This window comes from Moraxella sp. FZLJ2109 (assembly GCF_024296965.1).
GTDB lineage: Bacteria > Pseudomonadota > Gammaproteobacteria > Pseudomonadales > Moraxellaceae > Moraxella.
Genome location: NZ_CP101112.1, coordinates 1,867,499 through 1,885,667, shown reverse-complemented (window position 1 = coordinate 1,885,667; position 18,169 = coordinate 1,867,499). Strand labels below are relative to the sequence as shown.

19 protein-coding genes and 2 riboswitches are annotated in these 18,169 nt (G+C 45.8%); of the genes, 7 read left to right on the top strand and 12 right to left on the bottom strand.

All coding sequences use genetic code 11. The features are described from left to right. Positions 1-128 precede the first annotated feature (128 nt). The 4 genes from NKU06_RS09070 to prmB all read right to left on the bottom strand — a co-directional run bounded on the left by NKU06_RS09070 (position 129) and on the right by prmB (position 3,564). Positions 129-533: a hypothetical protein gene (locus tag NKU06_RS09070; RefSeq protein ID WP_253223394.1), complete on the bottom strand. Its 405-nt coding sequence runs from the start codon at positions 531-533 to the stop codon at positions 129-131. Between the two features lie 269 nt (positions 534-802). Then, positions 803-1,270: a Cys-tRNA(Pro) deacylase gene (ybaK, locus tag NKU06_RS09065; protein ID WP_253223393.1), complete on the bottom strand. Its 468-nt coding sequence runs from the start codon at positions 1,268-1,270 to the stop codon at positions 803-805. Positions 1,271-1,359: 89 nt separating this feature from the next. Next, positions 1,360-2,448 carry a chorismate synthase gene (gene aroC, locus NKU06_RS09060; RefSeq protein WP_254730196.1) on the bottom strand — a complete coding sequence of 363 codons (1,089 nt, stop codon included), beginning with the start codon at positions 2,446-2,448 and terminating at the stop codon, positions 1,360-1,362. A 3-nt stretch (positions 2,449-2,451) separates the two neighbouring features. Beyond that, on the bottom strand, positions 2,452-3,564 hold the full coding sequence (gene prmB / locus NKU06_RS09055; RefSeq protein ID WP_254730193.1) for a 50S ribosomal protein L3 N(5)-glutamine methyltransferase: 1,113 nt from the start codon (positions 3,562-3,564) through the stop codon (positions 2,452-2,454). Positions 3,565-3,832: 268 nt separating this feature from the next. On the opposite strand from prmB, the gene NKU06_RS09050 reads away from it, so the two are divergent. After that, entirely contained in the window at positions 3,833-4,975 is a 1,143-nt protein-coding gene (locus NKU06_RS09050) for a cupin domain-containing protein (protein ID WP_254730190.1), read from the top strand. Between the two features lie 143 nt (positions 4,976-5,118). Here NKU06_RS09050 and rplI read toward each other — a convergent pair whose 3' ends face one another. The 5 genes from rplI to NKU06_RS09025 form a co-directional block, all read right to left on the bottom strand. Further along, positions 5,119-5,595, bottom strand: a complete 477-nt coding sequence (gene rplI / locus NKU06_RS09045; RefSeq protein ID WP_253223389.1) for a 50S ribosomal protein L9 — start codon at positions 5,593-5,595, stop codon at positions 5,119-5,121. Positions 5,596-5,611: 16 nt separating this feature from the next. Further along, on the bottom strand, positions 5,612-5,839 hold the full coding sequence (rpsR, locus tag NKU06_RS09040; RefSeq protein WP_049235696.1) for a 30S ribosomal protein S18: 228 nt from the start codon (positions 5,837-5,839) through the stop codon (positions 5,612-5,614). A gap of 16 nt (positions 5,840-5,855) precedes the next feature. After that, on the bottom strand, positions 5,856-6,257 hold the full coding sequence (gene rpsF / locus NKU06_RS09035; protein ID WP_253223388.1) for a 30S ribosomal protein S6: 402 nt from the start codon (positions 6,255-6,257) through the stop codon (positions 5,856-5,858). 167 nt (positions 6,258-6,424) lie between these two features. Next, a complete protein-coding gene (locus tag NKU06_RS09030; protein WP_253223387.1) occupies positions 6,425-6,910 on the bottom strand; it encodes a hypothetical protein in 486 nt (161 codons plus the stop codon). Positions 6,911-7,021: 111 nt separating this feature from the next. Continuing rightward, positions 7,022-7,342: a YcgL domain-containing protein gene (locus tag NKU06_RS09025; RefSeq protein ID WP_254732040.1), complete on the bottom strand. Its 321-nt coding sequence runs from the start codon at positions 7,340-7,342 to the stop codon at positions 7,022-7,024. Between the two features lie 183 nt (positions 7,343-7,525). Continuing rightward, a riboswitch (glycine riboswitch) is annotated at positions 7,526-7,654 on the top strand. A gap of 17 nt (positions 7,655-7,671) precedes the next feature. Then, a riboswitch (glycine riboswitch) is annotated at positions 7,672-7,802 on the top strand. A gap of 132 nt (positions 7,803-7,934) precedes the next feature. Between NKU06_RS09025 and gcvT the strand changes: the two genes are divergently transcribed. The 4 genes from gcvT to gcvP all read left to right on the top strand — a co-directional run bounded on the left by gcvT (position 7,935) and on the right by gcvP (position 12,872). After that, the gene (gene gcvT / locus NKU06_RS09020) at positions 7,935-9,038 is read left to right on the top strand and encodes a glycine cleavage system aminomethyltransferase GcvT (protein WP_254730187.1); all 1,104 of its coding nucleotides are present in this window, start codon (positions 7,935-7,937) and stop codon (positions 9,036-9,038) included. 51 nt (positions 9,039-9,089) lie between these two features. After that, complete coding sequence (gene gcvH / locus NKU06_RS09015) at positions 9,090-9,470, top strand: glycine cleavage system protein GcvH (RefSeq protein ID WP_254730184.1); 381 nt, start codon at positions 9,090-9,092, stop codon at positions 9,468-9,470. A gap of 61 nt (positions 9,471-9,531) precedes the next feature. Further along, positions 9,532-9,999 carry a hypothetical protein gene (locus NKU06_RS09010; RefSeq protein WP_253223383.1) on the top strand — a complete coding sequence of 156 codons (468 nt, stop codon included), beginning with the start codon at positions 9,532-9,534 and terminating at the stop codon, positions 9,997-9,999. Positions 10,000-10,016: 17 nt separating this feature from the next. Next, complete coding sequence (gcvP, locus tag NKU06_RS09005) at positions 10,017-12,872, top strand: aminomethyl-transferring glycine dehydrogenase (RefSeq protein ID WP_254730181.1); 2,856 nt, start codon at positions 10,017-10,019, stop codon at positions 12,870-12,872. 130 nt (positions 12,873-13,002) lie between these two features. Here gcvP and NKU06_RS09000 read toward each other — a convergent pair whose 3' ends face one another. Beyond that, positions 13,003-13,614 carry an FxsA family protein gene (locus NKU06_RS09000; protein WP_254730178.1) on the bottom strand — a complete coding sequence of 204 codons (612 nt, stop codon included), beginning with the start codon at positions 13,612-13,614 and terminating at the stop codon, positions 13,003-13,005. Positions 13,615-13,730: 116 nt separating this feature from the next. On the opposite strand from NKU06_RS09000, the gene ruvC reads away from it, so the two are divergent. Then, a complete protein-coding gene (gene ruvC, locus NKU06_RS08995; RefSeq protein WP_253223380.1) occupies positions 13,731-14,321 on the top strand; it encodes a crossover junction endodeoxyribonuclease RuvC in 591 nt (196 codons plus the stop codon). A gap of 151 nt (positions 14,322-14,472) precedes the next feature. Here the strand turns inward: ruvC and NKU06_RS08990 are convergent, their stop codons facing one another. Further along, positions 14,473-15,354, bottom strand: coding sequence for an META domain-containing protein (locus NKU06_RS08990; protein WP_254730175.1), 882 nt, complete (start codon positions 15,352-15,354; stop codon positions 14,473-14,475). Between the two features lie 329 nt (positions 15,355-15,683). Between NKU06_RS08990 and NKU06_RS08985 the strand changes: the two genes are divergently transcribed. Next, positions 15,684-16,391: a TerD family protein gene (locus NKU06_RS08985; protein ID WP_254730172.1), complete on the top strand. Its 708-nt coding sequence runs from the start codon at positions 15,684-15,686 to the stop codon at positions 16,389-16,391. Positions 16,392-16,519: 128 nt separating this feature from the next. Here the strand turns inward: NKU06_RS08985 and NKU06_RS08980 are convergent, their stop codons facing one another. Then, positions 16,520-18,112 (bottom strand): Na/Pi cotransporter family protein, encoded by a 1,593-nt coding sequence (locus NKU06_RS08980; RefSeq protein ID WP_254730169.1) that lies wholly within the window; start codon positions 18,110-18,112, stop codon positions 16,520-16,522. Between the last annotated feature and the right edge of the window lie 57 nt (positions 18,113-18,169).

Sequence of the window (18,169 nt, the reverse complement as noted above, 5' to 3'; positions counted from 1 at the left end):
ACCTTCTGGAAGCATCTTTCGCCCATTGCCAAGACCGCAACTGCTTTTACTATTTACAATTATAACACAGTTTTTACAAAAGTAAACAAAAAGCCTTGAAACCAATATTCTCAAGGCTTTAGCATCAATTACTGACCCAAAAAGCTGGTTGCGCAAGCATTGATGGTCTTGGTCACCGCCGATGCTACCACTTGGGTACGCGCTGCAGGACTTACCGCCGCTTGAGCGATTTCGGTGATGGTGACGCTTTGCGGGGCTTTTTCAGCGACACAGCCGCAGACATTGTTTTCAAGTGCAGTTTTTTGTTCGCTACTTAGCACCATTGACGCGGTTTTATAAATCGGTTGGTTGTTTAGCTCTGTACGGCACTTGGCATCGACTGCTTGTTGGAAAATCGCCATACCGACATTGGTCGCTGTACCCACGCCGATCGCCGTCGCATCACCTGCAGTCGCTGCACCTGTCGTACCGCCAGCCGCACAGCCCGTCAATGCCGCCACTGCCAAAATCGCTGCACCAAAACTCTTTTTCATAAGACACCTTTATTAATTAACATACCAATGAACACTTGGCTTGTAAAACTTGATCAAAAATACACCACCACTTTATTTATATTTATGCAAAATTACCTGAAAATACAAACAAGTAGGTATAAGGTGAATGTTAAAAGGATTGTGCGATTTTTACAAGTAGCAAACTACAAACTGATACTTCAAAGTACAAATAAGTACAAATCATTACATTTGGTTACGCTTGTATCACTAAGCTTGTCAGAGTGGTGACATGGCTCAATGACTACCATTCAAGCATCAAGCACATCTGCGACAGTCGCAGATAAAACTTGCACCAAATCATCAGGATGAATGCCAATATCACAGCCACGGCGACCACCACTGATATAGATTTTGTTAAACTGCTTAGCAGAAATATCCAATACGGTTTTTAGGCGTTTTTTCTGTGCAATCGGACTGATACCACCGACGATATAGCCTGTGATGCGCTCAGCGTCTTTTGGTTCTGCCATCTGTAACTTTTTTACCCCGACGGCAGCAGCAACCTTTTTAAGATTTAATTTATGATTGACAGGTAAAATCGCCACAAAATAAGTCGCACCATCAGTTACAAGCAAGGTCTTAAACACTTCATCGACCGACAAACCCAATGCTTCAGCTGCTTCTAGCCCAAAATCATGGCGGTTTGGATCGTGCTCGTATTCATGGATACTGTGGGTGATTTTTTGCTTTTTTAATAAATTAATCGCAGGAGTCATGGCTATCCTTATTGTAAATTTCTTAAACAATATAAAATCTTAAAACCCAACAAAAAACCACAAACGCAACGCACTTGTGGTTTAGAAAGTTAAGCAATCGGCTTTAATGGCGGTACGACATCGGCATTTTGTGCGCGATGACGCATCAGATGATCCATCAGCACAATCGCAAGCATCGCTTCAGCAATTGGCGTTGCGCGTACGCCGACGCACGGATCATGACGCCCTTTGGTGATGACATCGACCACTTCACCGTCCAGATTGACGGTTTTACCTGGTGTGGTGATACTCGCGGTTGGCTTAAGTGCGATGGTAACCTTAATCGTCTGACCGCTTGAGATACCGCCCAAGATACCGCCTGCATGATTTGCCGTAAAACCATTTGGCGTCAGCTCATCACGGCTTTCGTGACCAAACTGCCCAGCCACCGCAAAGCCATCGCCGATCTCCACACCCTTAACCGCATTGATACTCATCATCGCATGAGCAATGTCGGCATCAAGTCGATCGAACACAGGCTCGCCCAGACCCACTGGCACATTCTCAGCATAAATCTCAAGGCGCGCGCCACAGCTTGTACCTTGTTCACGCAGCGAAGTCACCAGAGCTTCAAAACGTGGCACAGCATCAACATCGCCACAGAAAAATGGGTTATTGCCCACTTCATTCCAATCCAGCTTTTCAGCCTTTTCTGTGCCGATTTGGGTAACATGGCCACGAATGACGATACCGCATTTTTCTGCCAAATATTTCTTGGCAATCGCCCCAGCTGCCACACGCATTGCCGTCTCGCGCGCCGATGAACGACCGCCGCCACGATAATCGCGAAAGCCGTATTTCATCGTATAAGCATAGTCGGCGTGATTTGGGCGAAAAGTTGTTGCGATATTGCCATAATCTTTGGATTTTTGGTCAGTGTTACGAATCAAAAGCCCTATTGGCGTGCCAGTGGTTTTGCCTTCAAAGACCCCTGAGATGATCTCGACTTCATCAGGTTCTTTGCGCTGCGTGGCAAATTTGGAAGTACCTGGTTTGCGGCGATCCAGCTCAATTTGTAAATCTTCTTCCGACAGCGACAGTCCTGGTGGCACACCATCGACGATCGCCATCAAGCCTACGCCATGTGACTCACCGCAAGTGGTAACGGTGAACAGTTGTCCAATCGTATTGCCAGCCATGAGTTACAAGCCCCCTTTGACACGCTCAACTTGGCGCGCAAAATCTTCACGATATTCAAGCAGTTCTTCACAACTGATGGCAAACACACCGCTGCCGCCCTTTTCAAAAGTCAGCCATTCAAACTGAATCTCAGGATAAGCTTGGCGCAATGCCCATTCGCTATCACCCACTTCACAGACCAACAAACCATCACGCGTCAGATAATCAGGCGCGTCATGCAAGATTTGATGCACCAAATCCAAGCCATCTTGCCCTGCTGCCAAGGCGTGCTCAGGCTCGTGCAAAAACTCAGGCGGCAAATCTGCCATCACCGCAGCATCAACATATGGCGGATTGGTCACGATCAGCTCGTATTGATTCTCAGCAGGAATCTTGGCAAACAAATCAGACTCAAGTAAATTCACCTGATGCTCAAGCTCATGATGCTCAACATTCGTCCACGCCACTTCTAGCGCATCTTTGTCAATATCTGTGGCATCAACATTGGCATCAGGAAATGCCTTGGCAAGCGCTATGGCGATACAGCCAGAACCTGTACAAAGGTCCAAAATACGCTCAGGCGCGGCAAGCTGCTTTTCTTCCAAGCCATGATCAAAAAACTTATTCTTACGCGCGTCATCGACATCAAAATACGGGTAAAATTGCTGATTGATCAGCTCAGCAATCGGCGAACGCGGAATCAAAACGCGCTCATCGACATAAAATGGCAAACCGCAGAAATATGCCAAATTAATCAAATAACTCAATGGCTTACGCTGAATAATGCGCTCGGACAACAAGGTCAGCACTTCTTGCTTTTCGCTTGGGGTGAGTTTACAGTCCAAAATCTGCTCATCCGCCGACCATTGCAATGACAATGAATGTAGCACAATCGCCGCCGCTTCAGCAAATTCATCAGTCGTGCCTTGTGCTACTACCACATCATATTGGCGCAGTTTCGTCACAACAAAACGGATAAAATCACGAATGGTCACCAAAGCTTGCTCAGCTTCGCCAAGCTCAGCGTACAAAGCCGCGATGTCTGCTTGGGTCAGCTCGCCATTTTCGCTTGGAATGTATTCAAATTCATGCTCTAATAAGTCGTCATGATTTGCAGTTTCATTAAATTCTGACATAAATAACCTTAAAATTCGGATTTATCCACAGGCGCGATTGGCAAGTTCATCCACATCACCCATTCACGCCCAAAATTGGGTGAAAATTACCCTTATTATAAAGAAAAGCGGTGAAAATTGCCACAATTGCCACAGTGAATTTCTAAAATTTTCATCATTTGATAAAGATCAATCATAAAGCGCGCGATTGGGTTTGGATTTATCCAGAAAAATTGCTACACTATGCAAAAGCTTTTTTGATTTTAATTGAAATACACTGGACAACTGAATGAAACACAATGAATATTGCTTGCCTAATGGCATGAGCGCTGAGACTTTTTTGGCAGAATATTGGCAGAAAAAGCCGCTTTTGATTAAGGGTGGTTTGCCTGCTTTGGTGGGAATGTTTGAACCTGAAGATGTGCTTGGATTGACTTTAGAAGATGGTGTATCGGCGCGTCTGATCAGCCAAAGTGACGCCGATGAAAGCCAATGGTCATTGAAAAATTCGCCACTTTGTGAAGAAGATCTACAAAATACACCAAAGCTTTGGACGATCTTGGTACAAAATCTTGAGCAGTGGTCGCCTGAATTAGGTGAGTTGTGGTCGCATTTTGACTTTATTCCAAAATGGCAACAAGATGACATCATGGTCTCGGTCGCGCAAGCTGGTGGCTCGGTGGGTGCGCATTATGATGAGTATGATGTGTTTTTGGCGCAAGGTTATGGCTCGCGCCGTTGGCAGCTGGGCAAGATGTGCGACGATGGCACGCCATTTGTACCTAATCAGCCTATCCGCCTATTGGATAATATGGGCGAGATCATCTTTGATGAAGTGCTGGAAGCGGGCGATGTGCTGTATGTACCGCCGATGCTGAGTCATCATGGTATCGCTCAAGATGATTGCTTGACTTTCTCATTTGGTTTTCGCCGCCCAAACCTTGTACAGATCATCGATGAAGTCGCCGATGTCGCAACCAACCACTCAGAACTTTTCCGCGTTTTGACCTTGCCACAAGCCGCACAAGCCGATGCTTATGAGCTGAGCCGTGATAGTATTGCCGCGATGAAGCAGGCGCTGCTTGACCTACTTAATTCAGAAACAGGTGATCAAATCATCGCCGATGCAGTGGCTGAACTGGTCTCAAAACGCCAATATGAACTACTTGCTTTTGAAGATGAGCTAAATAGCCAAGAATTAAAATTACGCCTAAGTGATGGTGAGTGCCTGATGCTCAATCCTGCTTGTCGCTTTGTGCGTGTGAATGATGACTGGTATGTCAATGGCGAGTGTATCTGCCTGAATGATACCACCCTATCGGTGTTTGTACGCTTGATTGACGGCGAAGTCCTAAGTTATGATGATGTGCCAAATGCCACCATGGATGAAATCACTGGCTGGCTGAATGATAATTGGTTGGTGTTGGTGTAAGTTTATTCTGCTGATGACCCTGCCATGATCTGATAATGGATTGTGGCAGGGTTTTTGTTTAACTTATCAAATTCACTATTTTATTAACAAAAACAAAAAACCCCCAAAGCTATACACTTCAGGGGTTTGTAATCCTTTAAGGATTATTCTTCGTCAGCATCAGCAGCTGGTGCATCTTCTGATAGGATAGTTACCAAGATGTCAGCAGAGATATCATGGTGTAGTTGGATGGTAACTTTGTACTCACCAACTTGACGGAATGCGCCTTCTGGCATCTTCACTTCTTGACGATCTACTTCTAGGCCAGACTTAGTCAAGGCATCAGCGATGTCACGAGTACCGATAGAACCGAATAGCTTGCCCTCATCACCAGACTTAGCACGCATGATGACATTTACATCAGTTAGTGCTTCAGCGCGTTGCTTAGCAACTTCTAGTTCTTTTGCTTCGATCGCTTCTAGTTCAGCACGGCGTGCTTCAAACTTAGCGATGTTCGCTTCAGTTGCAGGTAGTGCTTTGCCTTGTGGGATTAGGTAGTTACGACCGTAACCAGCTTTTACATCAACCGTTTCACCAAGTTTACCAAGATTAACGACACGCTGTAATAGAATAACTTGCATGATTTATCTCCGTTAATTACTTGTGGTTGTCAGTGTATGGCAATAGAGCCAAATAGCGAGCTTGCTTGATCGCCACAGCCAATTGACGCTGATATTTGTTAGAAGTACCAGTGATACGGCTAGGAACGATTTTGCCATTTTCGCTGATGTATTGCTTTAGTAGTTCTACATCTTTGTAATCGATGTGAGTGATGCCTTCAGCGGTAAAGCGGCAGAACTTACGACGACGATAAAAACGTGCCATGATGAAATCTCCTTAATTAGTTATCGCTGTCAGCGTCGCTCTCACCTTGCTCGGTGCGAACTTCGTTACGACGGTTAGCTTTGCGAGTGCGCTTATCTTCTGCTTCTTTCGCTAGTGGCGATTGTTCAGTGATAGCTGCTTCGCGGCGGATAACTAGGCTACGGATGATGGCATCGTTGTACTTGAACAATTCTTCTAGCTGAGCTAGAGTTTCGTCGTTACATTCGATGTTCAGTAGCACATAGTGTGCTTTGTGGATTTTGTTGATTGGGTAAGCCAATTGACGGCGACCCCAGTCTTCTAGACGATGGTTCGCACCACCATTCTCTTCAACGATAGTACGGTACTTAGTTACCATGTCGGCAACTTGGTTGCTTTGGTCTGGATGAACCAATAGCACCACTTCATAATGTCTCATAAGGACTCCCTACGGATTAAAACAGCCACCATCAGACCGTATCTGACAGCAGCAAGGAGATTGAAAAACAAGGCTTGGCAAGCCAAACCTATTTAACAAAGCGCGTATTATACACACAAAATTAACCAATGACAAGTTTTATTTTACTTAACCATTGGCAATCAAACTTATGCCTGTGACTGGTTTTGGTTCATTTGGCGTTTTTGTTCTTGGATGCGTGCGGTTTCTGCTTGATTTTCGGTGGTATTTGCGATTACGCTACGCAGCATTTGCCAAATCGCACCAACGACAAGCAAGGCTGCAAACACTGCCAAAATCGGCAAAAACGCCACCACAGCACCCGCAAAATCTTTCATCAAAATCGCATGAAACACACCAAGCATCGCAGGTGCAACTTCACCGCCGCCGCCAGCTGCCTGACCAGGTGCGAACAAAATCGCTGCCACCATCACCCAACTGATACCCTTAAAAGGACGCGGAAACAATCGCGCAATCAGCCACCACAGAGCCAACACCAGCACACATCCCACGACATACACCGTCAATGGCAACTGCGCCGCAGGTATTGAGTCTGTGACATTAGCCCACCATGCAAAAAATCCTGCCAAGGCTTCGCTGATTTTCTCAAGCGGCAAATCTTTCAACCAATTCATGGATACTACCAACTATGAAATTTTCGCCTATTTTATCATGCTTTTTGTCAAAAACTGTTAAAAATTCGTAAAATGGCAAAAATTTGCATAAATTCAATCAGTTATGTATGCTTAGTCGTACTTTTTATCTTGGGCGTCACGCGCTTTAGCCAATGCTTGTGCTGCCAAAATATCCGCAGGCGGTGCTTGCACATAATAACCCTGCTCACTAAGCTTAGCACGCACTTCATCGATATTGGCGCGTGCCAATTTATCACGCGCTGACAAATCCAAATGTAGTACAAACTGCCCCATACCAAGCTTAGTACGCATCGCAGCAGGCAGCACGCCAAGCCAATCGGTCAGCTTATCGGTGTCATTGGGATAATCAGGACGCGCGATATACACATACCAATCTTCGTTTTTTGGAAATTTATACACATCACAATGCATGGACTCACCTTTATTCATCTTTTAAATATTCATCAGTGCTTTTTAATCACAAATTACCCACAAAGGCAAATTTGGCGTGAAAATCAAACAATTCTTACGCCAATTTTACACAAAAAGCAATATTTTTGGTAAAAGTCGATAATTTTACTTGTAAATTGTAGCATTATTTTTCATAATAAGGGGGTCTGATTTTCAGGAGAGCGTGTTTTTGTTTTTAAATGGAAGGATAAAACAGCAAAACACCACCGAAGGCGTAAACTGTGCTTGACACATTCCCCATAATCGCTCAGGTAAAAGGACTGAAAATCTCGATAAACCTCAATGGTTTATCAACACAATCTGGAGAGTGGCGGCTTGTACCAATGTACCAAACACACAAGCTTTGCCCACCGAAGGGAAGAAGATTGCTTTTGTCCTAAAAGTAATTGAAAATCTCAGGTCAAAGGACAGATGGGGTGCTAATTGTTAGGCGTAATTGCCCTAAATTTGTCATAATTGCGTGTTATCATTGATTTGATACTATACATCAATTTGATACAAAGCAAGACAAATTGCGATGTTTGCACTTTTTTCTGAAAATAAGGAATTTACCATGACCGCACCACAACGCACCCCTTTATACGATTCTCATGTCGCTTTTGATGGCAAGCTGATTGACTTCGGCGGTTGGGAATTGCCTGTCAATTATGGCTCACAAATCGCCGAACACGAAGCTGTGCGTACCGATGCAGGGATGTTTGATGTCTCGCATATGCTTGTTACCGATGTCACAGGCGATAATGCCAAAGCATTTTTCCAAAAACTCATCGCCAACGATGTCGCCAAGCTGTCTTTCGTCGGTAAAGCCCTTTATTCAGCAATGCTAAACGACAACGGCGGCGTAATCGATGATTTGATCGTGTATCGCACCAATGAAGCTGAGACCGCATATCGGATCGTCTCAAATGGCGCGACGCGTGAAAAAGACTCAGCACAGTTTGCCAAAGTCGGTAGTGAGTTTGGTGTCACCCTAACCCCACGCTATGATGTGGCGATGATCGCCGTACAAGGTCCAAAAGCAGTAGAAAAACTACTGACCGTCAAGCCTGAATGGGCAGAAAAAGTAAATGCACTTAAGCCATTTGTTGGTGTTGATTTGGGTGATGATTGGTTCGTTGCGCGCACAGGCTACACAGGCGAAGATGGCGTGGAAGTGATCATGCCTGCCGATAAAGCAGGAGAATTTTTTAAAGCGCTAGCAGATGCAGGCGTACAGCCATGTGGTCTGGGCGCGCGTGATACCTTGCGCATGGAAGCAGGCATGAACCTATATGGTAACGACATGAACGACGATGTCAGCCCACTAGAAGCAGGCATGGCATGGACTGTCGATCTAAAAGATGAAAGCCGCAATTTCGTCGGCAAAGATAAGCTTGTCGCCCTAAAAGCTGCTGGCGTCAAAGTCAAGCAAGTCGGTCTGCTACTAACCGGTAAAGGCGGCGTGCTGCGTGACGGCATGGAAGTCGTAACCGATTTAGGCAATGGCATCACCACAAGCGGCGTATTTAGCCCAAGCCTAAAACAATCTATCGCCATCGCACGCATTCCGGCTGAGTTCACTGGTGATGCTGCCAAAGTCATCATGCGTGGCAAAGAAGTCGATGTCCGTGTATTGAAATTGCCATTTGTCCGTAATGGTAAAAAGCAGTTTAATTAATTCATTATTTAACCCTTTTAAAATACAAACCCCACTCACAGGAGAGAACCCATGAGCAATATCCCAGCTGATCTAAAATATGTCGCAAGCCACGAATGGCTACGCCTAGAAGCAGACGGCACCATCACTGTCGGCATCACTGACCACGCCCAAGATTTGCTTGGCGATGTGGTATTCGTTGAGCTACCAGAAGTTGGCACCACTGTTGAAGCCGACCAAGAAATCGCTGTCGTTGAATCTGTCAAAGCTGCCTCTGATGTCTATGCACCGATCGCTGGTGAAATCGTTGAGATCAACGAAGAGCTGGTAGATAGCCCAGAGCTTGCGAACGAAGACCCATACGGCAAAGCATGGTTCTTTAAAGTTAAGCCTGCCAATCCTGCCGATTATGACAGCCTAATGAGTGCAGAAGAGTACGAAAGTAGTCTGTGATTAAAAAGTCATGGCGTGAGTTTGATATTCACGTCATGACTTTTAATTTTAGCAACATTAAATGAAAGTAGAAGTTTTAGAATACGACAATTACTCAAAAATTCATTATTATAATGATGGTATGAGTTATCGTGTTTTAATTTTGGATAATAACAAACACATTATCCAAGATGAAATCTCTGAATATGACCCAAGCGGTAAATTGATTGCTGATGTTGTGTTTGGTATAGACCACACTACAATTATTGGTATGCGTAAATATACGGAGCATGGTTTTGAAGATTATCGCAAACTCAATGATAAATTAATTTTAACCCAATCTCAAAAAACAGAATGGATTGAAGTTGATAAAAAAGCCAAAACATCATTTTATGACACAAATGGCGATTTGGTTTATTATGATATTTTTGAAAAAGATGATGATTGTGGCATGGTCATTATGGGTTCTTTTGACAAAAATGACATACAATTTTTTTGGGATAATTCACCCAATGAAGTGAAATTATTACAAAGCTATTCTGATTACTAACCCTAAAAGGATAACTTATGTTATTTAACACCTTTTCCGATTTATTTTATGAAAATGCTTTTGTCCATCGCCATCTTGGCAAGGATGCAAGCGAACAACAAGCCCTGCTAAAAGCTGTGGGCTTTGATGATATGGACAGCTTTATCGACGCTGTCGTCCCAAAAGCCGTCCGCTTAGGTAAAGAGCTTGATTTGCCAGCGGCGGTGAGCGAACACAACGCCCTAGCCAAGCTGCGTAAAATGGCGGACAAAATCACCGTCTCAAAAAGCTACATCGGTCAAGGCTACAGCCCAACTCGCCTGCCTGCAGTCATCCAGCGCAATGTACTAGAAAACCCAGGCTGGTACACCGCCTACACCCCATACCAAGCTGAGATCGCCCAAGGTCGCCTAGAAGCTTTGCTAAATTTCCAACAAGTCTGTATTGATTTGACTGGTATGGATTTGGCAGGTGCAAGTTTGCTTGACGAAGCGACCGCCGCTGCCGAAGCGATGGCAATGGCAAACCGTGTAAGCAAATCAAAATCTAACGCATTTTTTGTAGATAGCCGTACCTATCCACAAACCCTTGATGTCATTCGCACTCGTGCCAAATATTTTGGCTGGGATGTAGTTGTCGGTGATTTTGACACTGCCAAAAATGGCGATTTCTTCGGTGCGTATTTCCAATACGTCGGTAAAGAAGGCGATGTGGTTGATTTGACTGACATCATCGCAGCTGTCAAAGAAAAAGGTGCTTATGCCATCGTCGCCAGTGATATCCTAAGCCTAGTCCTGCTTAAATCCCCTGCCAGCATGGGTGCTGATATTGCTCTAGGCAGCACACAGCGTTTTGGTATCCCAATGGGCTTTGGCGGTCCACACGCAGCGTATTTTGCATTCAAAGATAAAGATAAGCGTTCTGCCCCTGGCCGTATCATCGGTGTATCTATCGATGCTCAAGGCAACACCGCTCTACGCATGGCACTACAGACTCGTGAACAGCATATCCGCCGTGAAAAAGCCAACTCAAACATCTGTACTTCTCAAGTACTACTTGCCAACCTAGCTGGTATGTACGCTGTCTATCATGGCCCAGTGGGTCTAAAACGCATTGCCACTCGCATTCATGCACTGGCGGTCGCATTCAGTAACGCCGTCAAAGCCAAATTCGCTGTCGTACATGGCACATTCTTTGATACCGTGCTTGTGGATGTGGCGGACAAAGCGACAGCCGATGGCATCATGCAAGCTGCCAAAGCGGCAGGCTATAGCCTATGGCGTGATGGCGATACTCGCATTTCGGTAGCGTTTAACGAATTGACTGACGAAGAAGAATTTAACGCTCTTTGTGGGTTCTTCGGTGTCGCTGGTACTCTAGATGAAGTCAAATCAGTGCTTGGCTCACAAGTGCGTACTGATGACATTTTGACCCATCCCGTGTTCAACAGCCACCACACTGAGCATCAGATGCTACGCTATTTGAAATCTTTAGAAGACAAAGATTTGGCGATGAACCGCTCAATGATTTCGCTTGGCTCATGCACTATGAAGCTAAACGCTACAAGCGAAATGCTACCAATCACTTGGAATGAGTTTGCCAATGTGCACCCATTCGCACCACGCGACGAAGTGGTCGGCTACATTGAGATGATTGACAGCCTACAAGACCAGCTAAAAGCCATCACAGGCTTTGATGAAATCAGTATGCAGCCAAACTCTGGTGCATCTGGTGAATATGCCGGCCTACTTGCCATTCGTCGCTATCACGAAAGCCTAGGTCAAACTGACCGCAATGTCTGCCTAATCCCACGCTCAGCACACGGTACCAACCCTGCGACCGCTCAAATGATGGGTATGAAAGTCGTCGTTGTAGCGACCGATGAACAAGGTAACGTTGACCTAGACGACCTAAAAGCCAAGTGTGAAGAGCATTCAGCCAACCTAGGCGCTTTGATGATTACTTATCCATCAACACATGGTGTGTTTGAAGAAGGCATCCGTGATATCTGTGATCTGATTCACACTCATGGCGGTCAAGTCTATATGGACGGCGCTAACATGAACGCCCAAGTCGCCATCATGCAGCCTGCTGATGTCGGTGCGGACGTGCTACACATGAACCTACACAAAACCTTCTGTATCCCACACGGCGGTGGCGGTCCTGGCATGGGTCCGATTGGTCTGAAAAAACACCTAGCGCCATTCATCGCAAGCCACAGCGTCGCCCCTGTGCATAATGCTGTCGAAGGTCAATCTGCTGTCTCAGCAGCACCGTACAGCTCTGCAAGCATCCTGCCAATCTCATGGATGTACATCACCATGATGGGTCGTGATGGTCTATTGGCAGCGACCAAGCAAGCGCTACTTAACGCCAACTATGTGGCAAGCCAGCTATCTGCTGACTACCCTGTGCTATACACAGGTAAAAATGGCCGTGTGGCACACGAATGTATCATCGATATTCGCCCACTCAAAGCAGAAACTGGCATCACCGAGACTGACATCGCCAAGCGCCTGATGGACTACGGTTTCCACGCGCCGACCATGTCATTCCCTGTGGCAGGCACCTTGATGATTGAGCCGACCGAATCTGAGAGCAAAGATGAGCTTGACCGCTTTATCTCAGCATTGAAGCAAATCAAACAAGAAGCCCTAAAAGTACAAGCAGGCACCGACGGCTGGACAGCGGACAATAACCCACTGGTGAACGCACCGCACACCCAAGCAGTCGTCACTGGTGAATGGGATCGCCCATATAGCCGCACTGAAGCTGCTTTCCCACTAGACTACATCAAAGCACACAAATTCTGGCCATCAGTCGGTCGTGTGGATGATGTCTATGGCGACAAGAATTTAATCTGTTCTTGCCCAAGCATTGACAATTATGAATAACTCATGATTTAGCAGTGCAAATCGCCCATCGATCAATCGGTGGGCGATTTTTTATATACTTAATAACTTTGTTGAAATTCAAACAAAATAAAAACCAACCGACTGGTTGGTTTTTAGCATTCAATCTGGCTCAATCATCATTCGCTGATGTGATGCGTTTGACATTTTTATTCACTGGTGTGGCATCGCCATCGACCGTCGTACCGCCAAAGCCTGATTGACCAAAAGGATTGCCTTGACCGAATGGATTTTGGCCATTCATACCACCAAAGGGATTACCACCCATGCCGCCCATCGCACCGAATGGACTTTGACCGCCCATTTGATTTGCCATCATTTTCATCAGCTTGTCTTGATTTTTCATGGCATAGTTTTTCGCCGCAGTGGTTAGTTTGCGCTGCACAAATGGTAACAGCAGCACAACCGCCGCCACATCGCTGATCAGACCTGGTAACAAGAACAACACACCTGCAATGCCTGACGCCACTGCCTTAGTCACTAAGCCTTCTGATGGCTGATTGGCAGGATTGGGGATGACGCCACTTTGCATCGCTTTCATCTGCTGCGCCATTGGGTTTAGCGTGCCTGCCGCCTTACGGATAAAGCTCAATCCGATAAATGCCGCTGCCACGAACCAAAAGAACACATACCAGCCGCTCATACCCGGCATTTGGGCAACCAAATACCACACCAGCATCTCGATGATGAACCAAACCAAAGCAATGCCAACCAAAGCACCCATAGCAATTCCTTATAAAAATTCGCAAAAATAGAAAAATACGCTATACTAACAGACTATTTGGGCGATTGACAAGTTTTCAAGCCCTTTATACTTATTAATTACGCAATATAAACATTATGACCCTAATCATCGGCATCGACCCCGGTTCGCGCAAGACAGGCTATGGCATCGTCAGCACCGAAGGCGACAAAATCACCTTTTTGGACGCAGGCACCATTCGCACAAACAGCACCGAGATGAGCGAGCGCATCGCGCAGATTTTTGCAGGCATCACGCGCATCGTCACCCATTACCAAAAATACAGCGACAAGCCCATGCACGCCGCCATTGAGCAAGTATTTATGGCGGAAAACCCCGATTCAGCATTGAAGCTTGGGCAAGCGCGCGGGGCTGCCATCGCCGCACTGACCGCGCTTGATTTATCCGTCTCAGAATACACCGCGCGCCAAATCAAACAAGCCGTCTGCGGCTACGGTGCAGCGGACAAGGATCAGGTCAGCGCGATGGTCTGCCGCATCTTATCACTTGAAGTAATCCCCCAGCAGGACGCCGCCGATGGGCTTGCCTGCGCCATTTGCCACGCACATTCAAGCCATTCGATGCATAAGCTCATCGGTAACACCGCCCTACTCGGTCGCGCCACATCCAAGAAAAAAGGACGCTGGCGACTGACTGATGATGATTTATTAAATTTAAAAAATAGATGATTCGGGAAGATTAATTGGAAGCAAACAACCTGATGATGTTAATTTACTTAGTGTAGTCAAGTGATGTACTTTGTTGAGATACGATAATTCACCACCAATACAAAAACAGGACAATCATTTAATCGCCCTGTTTTATCGATGATTTTGTCAATCAGCGAATCACTTCGCTCTCGACCATCTGATCAAAGACATAATAAGGATTTGGTTCGCCGTTTGGATTGTTAAACGCGTTCAAACGGATGATTTGGCGGATGTTTGGGTCAAATTTAAAACCATCAATCTGACCATCGAAATTACGCCACGCGCCTGCGCCTGTTTTGATGCCTTGTTCATCATAATTGACATTGCGCACTTTTAAGCACAGCTGATCATTGCCCGCGTCATCGACACAAGCCACCTTCTCAGGTGCGATCTCCCAGTATAGCTGTACAGGCTTGCCATAGCGGACTTCAGGCTTCATCGCGCCCTGCCAATGCATCACCAAGCCACCTTTCGACTGAGTCATCTCAGCGGTGAAATTGGTTTCATCAATTTTTAGCGTTAATAAACTGCCGTCCAGATCATGCGCAAAGCGATTTTCGGCATTTGTCAGATCGCCACAGTGGATCAGCGTGCTGAATGCATCACCTGTAAAAGTAACCTGACCAAGCTCCAACTGATACTCACCGCCCGCGCTATTACAGCCAAAAGTATAGCCATAACGCTGCGCACCATTATCACTACTGAAGGCCAAAGACCCTTGTTGATTTTTAATAATATCTTGATAAACTTGCAATGGCGCACCCTGCATTGTCGCATCAACCAAGCGCCAATGATATTTCGATAAAGTTTGATAACCTGCATAAACCGTGTGCGATTGGTCAGGTAGCGCCGCCACAGACTGAATCGTCTTCTGCGGCAGATGCACTTCGCTGACCGCACCATTCACCGCTTCACCGACCTGCTGACAACCAGCCAAAGCCGCAGTAAAAGCAATACTGATGGCAGTGAGCGTCACAGTGATGGGCAAGGGGCGAAAAGTCGGCAGTTTCATAGTAGTACCATTATTTTATGAAATTTTTAAAATATCTTTTCAAATACTATAAATATTTAGTGGGTTTAGGATTGACAAATCCTGATGATGGATAATGACAATCATCAAATTTTTACCGTAGTTATTTTAGCATTTTCACCCCAAAATCACCACCGAATAGCACCGCGACTTTGTATTGATTATACGAGTAAATGTGTGTTTTTGTTAATGAATGTCGTACAATTGCAAATACACTCGTTCACTCATTACACAGTTGCGATTAGGGTAGGAATTTATACATAAGTTTGCTAGAATAGGCTTTTTATATTCTGATGACTTAAGCATTTACCATGACCGATTTTACTCAGACGAGCACAACCCCAGCACCAAGCGCGCCATTGATCGAGTTTTTTGAAGATCAAAAGCTCAATCACTTAGGCTTGACAGGCAGCAGCCTGCACGCGTGTGTCGATTATGATGAGACTTTAGTGCCTAAGCGCGGTTTGGATGCGCTCCTTGGTAAATTACCACTTGGTAGTAGTGCGCCTGTGTCGATGGATATTGATCTGTACTGCTTGGTGTTTGACCGTCAGCATCAGCTGCTAGAGCAGATTTGGTATGGTAATCTGCGTAATGATAGCGCGTCGATTCGCCATAAAGGTGATGCCCTGATCGGTGCGCAGTGCTTTGAAGACAGTCTGATCAGTCAAGAAGAGATTTGGATTCGTCCTAATGAGCTTGATGAGCAGTGCAATCAGCTTGTATTTGTCATGGCAAGTTATCACAATCAGCCGCTACGCCTTGCTAATAAAGGTATTGCCACTTTTCGCGACAATGAATACAACATCGCCCATCGTATCGAATTATCTCAACTGGACAAAAAAACATGCGCCATCATCGCATGGCAGCTGACGCGTGACGGCGGTGATTTTCGCCTGTCTGCGCCATTGGCTGCACTTGATGGCTTTCAATCCAAAAATAGTGACAATTTAGCTACTGCGGTTAAAGATTGGCTAAAAAGCCATCAGCAGCGTTGGGCAGCAGATGTCAGTTCATAATGTTTAATAATTTGACATTATTATTAATTTTTAAACATTGAAATTTTAAAATTAAATAATAAAAACAGCAATGATGAATGATGGTTATTGCTGTTTTTTATTCAGATGGTATCAAGTATATTATTTAATTAAATCATCTCATGTTTTATCTTTGGAGATTCAAGCACCAAAAGCATTTTGGCTGTATGCTTAACCAAGCGGTCCAACCAGCGGCGTGCCACAATCAGATTGAGTGCATCTGCTGCGTGTGTCTGTGTATGTGCTGAATACTCAATGATCGCAAGGCGTACATCGGTTTTTTGTGCTTTCATTGAGTCGCCAAACTGTACAAAACTTGCCACAAATTCACTCGGCAGATATTCATGCTCTTGTGTCAAATATGCCGCCAACTGTTCAAACTTCGCCGTCACTTCACGCATCAATGATGCATCGGCATAACCATGCAAAACATCAATGAATTCAGCGTGTATCAGATCTTCACGAATCACACGGATATAGACGATGAGCTGTAATAAGCGCATGAGTTTTTCTTGATCGGCTTGCGACTGCGGCACAGGCATTTTGTTCAGATATTCATCCACTTTTTGTAAACAATCATCCAGCTGCGCGACATCAATAGCAGTACCCGACATCTCGCCGCGGCAAGCTTTCACCAGTTGGCTGAGTGTTGCTGCAACAGTTTGATTCAGTGCAGATTTGGCAGCGCTGATGGCGACTGCTGGTACAGAAAACAAGCTTTCGTCCAGATAAAGCGTGTGTGCGCCATCTATGCGCTCAGGAATCATGCGCTCAAGCACCCATTGAAACTGACGCGTAAACGGCATAAAAATCATCGCACCCATGATACTAAATGCTGTGTGAAATAAGGCAATCACCAAGACATTGTCCCAATCTTGTAACCACCCTGTACGCACTTGCCACAACAGCAGCGGCATCAGCACAAAAAACGCCACCACCGCCGTCAAGACATTGAACACCACATGCACCGCCGCGGTACGCTTCGCGCTCACCGTTGCGCCGATGGCAGCAAGTACCGCAGTTGCCACCGTGCCGATATTTTGCCCAATGACCAGTGTCAAGGCTTGTGGCATATCAATCGCCCCGCCTGCCAATGCCGCCAAAGTCGCGGTAATCGCCGCACTCGATGACTGCAGCAAAATGGTCATCACAATGCCAATCAGCACCAAAATCAGCCGCGTCAAGACATCATTATTCGACCAACGCGCCAAATCCACTTGCTCAGCAAAGCCTGCCATCGCACTTTGTAGAAAATCAATGCCGATAAACAACAAGCCAAAACCTGCCAAAGCAAGCCCTAGCAGCGCGACAGTATTTTTGCCAAGCAATTTCATCATCGCGCCGACACCAACCATCGGCAAGGCAACCATCGATACTGAGAATTTCAGCCCAAGCAGCGCCACCATCCAGCCTGTGCTAGTCGTGCCGATATTAGCGCCGATGATCACGCCGATGGCTTGGGTGAAGCTTAGTACCCCTGCACTGACAAAGCCAATGGTCGCAAGCGTCGTCGCCGTCGATGACTGCACAACCAGCGTAAAGCCGATGCCTGACATCATCGCCTTAAATGGCGAACCTGTAAATCGTCCAAGCCACTGCCGCAAGCTTTCGCCCGCCATCGCCTTTAGGCTGTCGGTCATCAGGCTCATGCCAAGCAGGAACATACCGATGCCACCTGCCAACTGAATGATGATTTGTTGCATAATTATCTGCTTGTTCGTTTAAATTATCTTAAAATTATCAGTGGATGAAAATGATTT

Coding starts and splice junctions, on each gene's coding strand:
- gcvP (WP_254730181.1), top strand. CDS start 10,017: ATGTTATTTAACACCTTTTCCGATTTATTTTATGAAAATGCTTTTGTC.
- gcvT (WP_254730187.1), top strand. CDS start 7,935: ATGACCGCACCACAACGCACCCCTTTATACGATTCTCATGTCGCTTTT.
- NKU06_RS09025 (WP_254732040.1), bottom strand. CDS start 7,342: ATGCATTGTGATGTGTATAAATTTCCAAAAAACGAAGATTGGTATGTG.
- NKU06_RS08990 (WP_254730175.1), bottom strand. CDS start 15,354: ATGAAACTGCCGACTTTTCGCCCCTTGCCCATCACTGTGACGCTCACT.
- NKU06_RS08985 (WP_254730172.1), top strand. CDS start 15,684: ATGACCGATTTTACTCAGACGAGCACAACCCCAGCACCAAGCGCGCCA.
- NKU06_RS09030 (WP_253223387.1), bottom strand. CDS start 6,910: ATGAATTGGTTGAAAGATTTGCCGCTTGAGAAAATCAGCGAAGCCTTG.
- ruvC (WP_253223380.1), top strand. CDS start 13,731: ATGACCCTAATCATCGGCATCGACCCCGGTTCGCGCAAGACAGGCTAT.
- aroC (WP_254730196.1), bottom strand. CDS start 2,448: ATGGCTGGCAATACGATTGGACAACTGTTCACCGTTACCACTTGCGGT.
- gcvH (WP_254730184.1), top strand. CDS start 9,090: ATGAGCAATATCCCAGCTGATCTAAAATATGTCGCAAGCCACGAATGG.
- NKU06_RS09000 (WP_254730178.1), bottom strand. CDS start 13,614: ATGGGTGCTTTGGTTGGCATTGCTTTGGTTTGGTTCATCATCGAGATG.
- rpsR (WP_049235696.1), bottom strand. CDS start 5,839: ATGGCACGTTTTTATCGTCGTCGTAAGTTCTGCCGCTTTACCGCTGAA.
- ybaK (WP_253223393.1), bottom strand. CDS start 1,270: ATGACTCCTGCGATTAATTTATTAAAAAAGCAAAAAATCACCCACAGT.
- NKU06_RS09070 (WP_253223394.1), bottom strand. CDS start 533: ATGAAAAAGAGTTTTGGTGCAGCGATTTTGGCAGTGGCGGCATTGACG.
- prmB (WP_254730193.1), bottom strand. CDS start 3,564: ATGTCAGAATTTAATGAAACTGCAAATCATGACGACTTATTAGAGCAT.
- NKU06_RS09010 (WP_253223383.1), top strand. CDS start 9,532: ATGAAAGTAGAAGTTTTAGAATACGACAATTACTCAAAAATTCATTAT.
- NKU06_RS09050 (WP_254730190.1), top strand. CDS start 3,833: ATGAAACACAATGAATATTGCTTGCCTAATGGCATGAGCGCTGAGACT.
- rpsF (WP_253223388.1), bottom strand. CDS start 6,257: ATGAGACATTATGAAGTGGTGCTATTGGTTCATCCAGACCAAAGCAAC.
- rplI (WP_253223389.1), bottom strand. CDS start 5,595: ATGCAAGTTATTCTATTACAGCGTGTCGTTAATCTTGGTAAACTTGGT.
- NKU06_RS08980 (WP_254730169.1), bottom strand. CDS start 18,112: ATGCAACAAATCATCATTCAGTTGGCAGGTGGCATCGGTATGTTCCTG.